Below are 5,137 nucleotides of genomic sequence, written 5' to 3'. Positions count from 1 at the left end.
GCCAGTCGCGGCGAGTCGGTGCGGCGGCGGTGCCCGGCATGCCGGGTGGGGGAGAAGCAGGATGGGACAAGGCGGCGGCAGGAAAAAGTCGCCGCCAGCGTACCTTGTTTCAGCCCGGCTTCAAGGCCATTTCATGTCCGGCACCAGCGCTGGCCGGCAGCTCACCGAGCTGGTCCTGCCCGACGGCAGACAGGCCCGGCGCCCGCCCTTTGCGCTCGGTGCAAAGCCGGCCAGCAACTGGCCGTCGTGGCCGTACAGGCCCGCCTCTTCAACACCCAGGTCGACACGGTCTCCCGTCTGCGGCAGCCCCTGCCAGCGCTCGCCCAGGTCCAGGCTCAAGGCCTCGGCATGGCCGGGCAGCAGCAGTTGGACCAGGCTGCGGCCACCGAGCAGCAGCACCTGCAGCACCCGGGCTTGCAGCACCAGGCCGGCTGTGCGCCGTTCGGTGGCTTGCCTCAGCACCTGCAGCCTGGCAGGCCGCAGGCCCAGCGCGATGACGCCTTCGGCCGGCAATACAGGCAGCGCCTCGGGCCAGACCGCCTGCCCCGCTTCCCCAGCCTCCAGCACCAGGCGCCCGTCCGCCGCGCGCGAAGCACGCACAGGCAGGTAGACCAGGCGCGGTGCCCCCAGGAACTCCGCCAGGTAGCGATTGACCTTTGCGCTGCGGTCCACCGCGACAGCCGCTTCGGCGGCGGGCGCCTTGCCCGCTTTCACGGCCCCGCCTGCGCAGCGATGAACTGCCGGTACCAGTGGGCGCTGTCCTTGGCGGTGCGCTGCTGGGTGGCGTAGTCCACATGGAACAGGCCGAAACGCTTGGCGTAGCCCGAGTTCCACTCGAAGTTGTCCAGCAGGCTCCAGTAGAAGTAGCCGCGCACGTCCACCCCGAGCTGCATCGCCCTGGCCAGGGCCTGCAGGTGGCTCTGCAGGTAGGCGATGCGGGGCGTGTCGGCCACGCGACCTTCGCGGAGTTCGTCCGCATTGGCCATGCCGTTTTCGGTGATGAAGATCGGCGGCGGCGCGTATTCGCGGGTCAGCCGCACCAGGTGCTGCGTGAGCACCTCCGGCACCACCTCCCAGCCCATGTCGGTGAAGCCTTGCAGGCCGGGCGCGGGCGGTGCCGGCGGGCTCGCACTGATGATGCTGCGGGTGTAGAAGTTCAGCCCCAGGAAGTCCAGCGGCTGCTGGATCGTGGCCATGTCGCCAGGCTGGACGCGCGGCGCATCCGCGCCCAGGTACGCCAGCACATCGGCCGGGTAGGTGCCGCGGAACACCGGGTCCATGTACCAGCGCACGTTCAGGCCGTCGTCGATGCGGGTGGCGATGCGGTCCGCCTCGTTGGGCGCCGCCGCAAAGGACGGCGTGTGATTGAGCACGATGCCCAGCGGCGTGCGGCAGACCGCCCGCATGGCCTGGATGGCCTGGCCATGGGCCAGCAGCAGATGGTGCGAGACCTGCGCGGCCTCGGCACGGCTGGTGTGGCCGGGCGCGAACTGCGCCGTCTCGTAGCCCAGCGTGGCCACGCACCAGGGCTCGTTGAGGGTGGCGATGGAGTGCAGGCGGTCACCGAAGCGGCGCGCCACCTCGGCCGCATAGTCTGCAAACAGCGGCGCGATGTCTCGGCTCAGCCAACCGCCGATGCTGTCCTCCAGCGCCGCTGGCAGGTCCCAGTGATAAAGCGTTGCAAGCGGCTGGATGCCGGCGGCCAGCAACTCGTCGAGCAGGCGGTCATAGAAGTCGAACCCGGCCTCGTTCCAGGCACCGCGCCCCTGCGGCTGCAGGCGGGACCAGGACAGCGAAAAGCGGTACGCGCCCAGGCCCAGCCAGCGCATCAGGCCCACGTCTTCGGCATAGCGGTGGTAATGGTCGCAGGCGACCTCGGGGGTGGACGCATCCTTGATGCGACCGGGCTGGGCGCAGAAGCGGTCCCAGATCGAAGGGCCACGGCCGTCCTCCCGGGCGGCCCCCTCGATCTGGGCGGCACTGGTCGCCGAACCCCAGAGGAAATCCGAGGGGAACTTGTCAGCGAGGGCCATCAGAACTCGATGCCGGCGTTCACGCCCAGGGTCAGCGGCGGCAGGTACTGCGACTGCCACGCGCCAAAGGCGTTCTGCGCATTCGTCTTGACCTTGGCGTTCTCGATGTTGCGCACCCACAGGTCCGTCCACCAGCCCTTGGCCGCGCTGTAGCGCAGCCCCACATCGGTCCGGGTGTAGGCCTTCTGCTTGTCCCCGTCGCCCAGGTTGAAGACGCTCAGCCAGCTGGCGGTCTCGTAGTGCAGCGCGATGCGCGGGGTCAGGGTGCCGCCGTTGTCAAAGCCGAAGGTGTGCTGGTATTGCACCTGCGCGGAGAAGCGCGGGGCGTGCGGCAGCTCGTGCCCGGTGACATCCAGACAATTGCTGATCAGCGGATCCGGGCAGGCCGGCAAGGCGTAGTCGTTGCTGCCCGCCAGCAGCTTGCCCAGCCGGGTGTGCGCGTAGGCAAGCGAGAGCTGCAGCCGGTCGGCCTCGGTCAGCTTGGCGGCCAGTTCGGATTCAACGCCGTAGACCTTGGCGCCTTCGGCGTTCGAGGTGGCCAGCGAGTGGCTGCCGTCCGGGTTGGTGACCGGCGCGCTGAACTGGAAGTCCTTGAAGTTCTCGTAGTAGATCGCGTTGTTGAACCTCACCGAGCCGCCCGCCAGCGTCATCTTGCTGCCGACCTCGTAGTTGGTCAGGGTCTCCATGCCATACGGGCGGCCACCGTCCTGCAGGCCGCCGGACTTGTAGCCGGTGGACACGCTGCCGTAGAACAAGGTGTCCTTGTCGACCTGGTAGCTCAGGCGACCCAGGTAGGTGGCCTTGTCGCCCTTGTAGTGCCCATCGTTCTTCTGGTAGCTGGAGAAGCCGGAGCCCGCCGCCAGCGGATCGCTGCCAGCATCCAGAGGTACCTGTTGCACCGTTGCGTCGCCGGTCCAGCCGTTGTTGGTGCCGCCTATGTTCTTGCGGTCGTCGTGGGTGTAGCGGGCGCCGCCGGTGAGGTGCAGCGCGTCGCTGAGGTTCCAGGTGGCCTGGCCGAACACCGCCTGCGAGTTGACCGTTTCCTTGGGCTGGATGAACGAGCCTTGCCAGCCCACGGTGCCCTGCTGGGTGCCGTTCATGATGGGAATGTCGAAGCGGATGCCGTTGTCCTCGGCCGCGTAGTACAGGCCCAGGATCCAGTCGATCTCGTGCTTGCCGGTGGACAGCAGCTCCAGCTCATGGCTGTGATTGGTGTACCTGGACCAGTTGGTGCGGTTCTGCTGGTAGGTGGCGCCAGTGGTGAAGCTGGTGGGTACCTTGGCGCCGCCATCCTGGTCATAGTCCGCCGAACCGGTGAAGCGCGACCAGCCGCCGATGTAGGCCAGGGCCAGGTCGGGGCTCAGCGCGTAGTCGATGCGGCTGCGGAAGGTGTTGCTGTCACGGTGCATGGCCGGCGCGGTGTCGATCAGCGCAGACCAGAAGCTCTCGCCCTCGCGCGGGGTCTGCATCAGGTTCATGCTGGGCGTGCCGCGGTCCAGGAATTTCTCGTAGGACAGGTCGATGCTCAGGGCCTCGCTGGGCTTCCACAGCAGGCTCAGGCGGCCGGCCGTCTGGTCCTGTGCGCTGTAGCGAGGGCCGCCCTGCACGAAGATGTTCGGGTTCAGCGGCTGGAAGGCGATCGGGTTAGCCGGATGGGCGGTGTTCCATGCGTCGATCACCGGCGCCGCAGCGGCCTGCTGGCTGGCCAGCGAAAGCTGCGGCGCGCGCTGGTAGGCCACAAAGCCGTCGTGCTGCTCGTGCACCAGGGCCACGCGCAAGGCCATGTCGTCGCTCAGCGGCAGGTTCATCGCACCGCGCACGCCAATGCGGCCGTAGTTGCCCAGCCCGCCTTCCACGCTGCCCATCAGCTTGCCCAGCACCGGCTTGGCCGTCTGCATGTTGACGGCACCCACCGTCGAGTTGCGGCCCCACAGCGTGCCCTGCGGCCCCCGCAGGACCTCCACCGACTCCAGGTCGAACATCAGTGCGGCAGCGCCTTCGGCGCGCGGTGCGTAGATGCCATTGACGAACATCGCGACCTCGGGGTCTGCGTACTCGGTCTTGGCACTGTCATTGCCAATGCCGCGCAACGTCATCGTGATGACCCCGTGGTCGCCCTGCGTGGTGGCCTGGAAGCTCGGCACCAGGTTGACCATGTCGGCAATGGTCTGCACGTGGTTGTCGTCCAGCTGTGCCGAATTGATGGCCGTGACAGCCACCGGCGTGCGCTGCAGCGGCGTGCTGCGCTTGGTGGCGGTGATCACCACTTGAGACAGCGCATTCACGCTGGTCTCAGCCTCGGGGGCCTTGGGTGCGGCGGGATCGGCGGCCTGCGCGTGTGCGGTGCCTGCCAGCAGGCTCAGCACCGCCAGAACAACGGGGGTCTTCAAGGCCAGGCGCGCTGGCTGGGCAACATGGGTCATCTTGTCTCCTGTCATGGGCACGGGCCGCGTCAGCGAAGGCTGCGCATGCTCTCCTGCGGACTGGCTCGTTGTTCGAGCCAGCAGCTCCCGGCCTTCGAGGGCTGTGCCTCGAAGTGCCGATGGGCCGGATCCTAACGACGCGATGACAGCGCTGTCAACGGTACAAATGACAGCGGTGTCAAAGATCGTTCTATGATGCTTTCCAGACACTCAGTGAGAACCCTCGGGTCCCTGAACAGCCGCCCTGAAGGGGCACGCTGCGGTGTCGCCCGCGCCCGTCACCCGGCGCACATGCATGCCACCCACCTCGTCATGGAAGCTGCGATGTCCACACAGATGCCACCGGTCCGGAACGTCCTCATCCTCGGCGGCGGAACGGCCGGCTGGCTCACCGCCTGCTACCTGGCTCGCCACCTGCGCAGCGACCGGCCGGACGGCATCCGCATCCGCCTGGTCGAGGCCAGCGACATCCCCATCATCGGCGTCGGGGAAGGCAGCTTCCCTTCGATGCGCGGTACGCTTGCGGCCATCGGCATTGACGAGGCCCGCTTCATCCGCGAGTGCGGCGCCACCTTCAAGCAAGGCATCCGCTTTGACGACTGGCAGCACGCGCCGGGGACCGCGACGACGCAGCCTCGCTCCTACTTCCATCCCTTCAGCACACCCAGCCAGCGCCCGGGT

4 protein-coding genes are annotated in these 5,137 nt (G+C 67.9%); 1 reads left to right on the top strand and 3 read right to left on the bottom strand.

What is annotated here, in order from left to right; translation table 11 throughout:
- Positions 1–120: 120 nt before the first annotated feature.
- Genes FKP22_RS20590 through FKP22_RS20580 form a run of 3 tightly spaced genes read right to left on the bottom strand, consistent with a single transcriptional unit; the run spans position 121 to position 4,456 of the window.
- A complete protein-coding gene (locus FKP22_RS20590; RefSeq protein WP_141289564.1) occupies positions 121–714 on the bottom strand; it encodes a TOBE domain-containing protein in 594 nt (197 codons plus the stop codon).
- Positions 711–2,033 (bottom strand): GH1 family beta-glucosidase, encoded by a 1,323-nt coding sequence (locus tag FKP22_RS20585; protein ID WP_141289563.1) that lies wholly within the window; start codon positions 2,031–2,033, stop codon positions 711–713. The genes FKP22_RS20590 and FKP22_RS20585 overlap by 4 nt, the downstream gene beginning before the upstream one ends.
- Positions 2,033–4,456: a TonB-dependent receptor gene (locus FKP22_RS20580; RefSeq protein WP_141289562.1), complete on the bottom strand. Its 2,424-nt coding sequence runs from the start codon at positions 4,454–4,456 to the stop codon at positions 2,033–2,035. The genes FKP22_RS20585 and FKP22_RS20580 overlap by 1 nt, the downstream gene beginning before the upstream one ends.
- Positions 4,457–4,780: 324 nt before the next feature.
- Between FKP22_RS20580 and FKP22_RS20575 the strand changes: the two genes are divergently transcribed.
- The coding region (locus FKP22_RS20575) for a tryptophan 7-halogenase (RefSeq protein WP_233446907.1) at positions 4,781–5,137 on the top strand (357 nt) is incomplete at its 3' end.

Source organism: Ideonella azotifigens (assembly GCF_006519715.1).
In the GTDB taxonomy this organism is placed as follows: domain Bacteria; phylum Pseudomonadota; class Gammaproteobacteria; order Burkholderiales; family Burkholderiaceae_C; genus Ideonella; species Ideonella azotifigens.
The sequence above is the reverse complement of the archived record's forward strand: the minus strand, read 5'-3'. Positions and strand labels throughout refer to the sequence as shown.

Excerpts from the sequence above, each read along its gene's own strand:
- FKP22_RS20585 (WP_141289563.1), bottom strand. The coding sequence starts at position 2,033 with ATGGCCCTCGCTGACAAGTTCCCCTCGGATTTCCTCTGGGGTTCGGCG.
- FKP22_RS20580 (WP_141289562.1), bottom strand. The coding sequence starts at position 4,456 with ATGACCCATGTTGCCCAGCCAGCGCGCCTGGCCTTGAAGACCCCCGTT.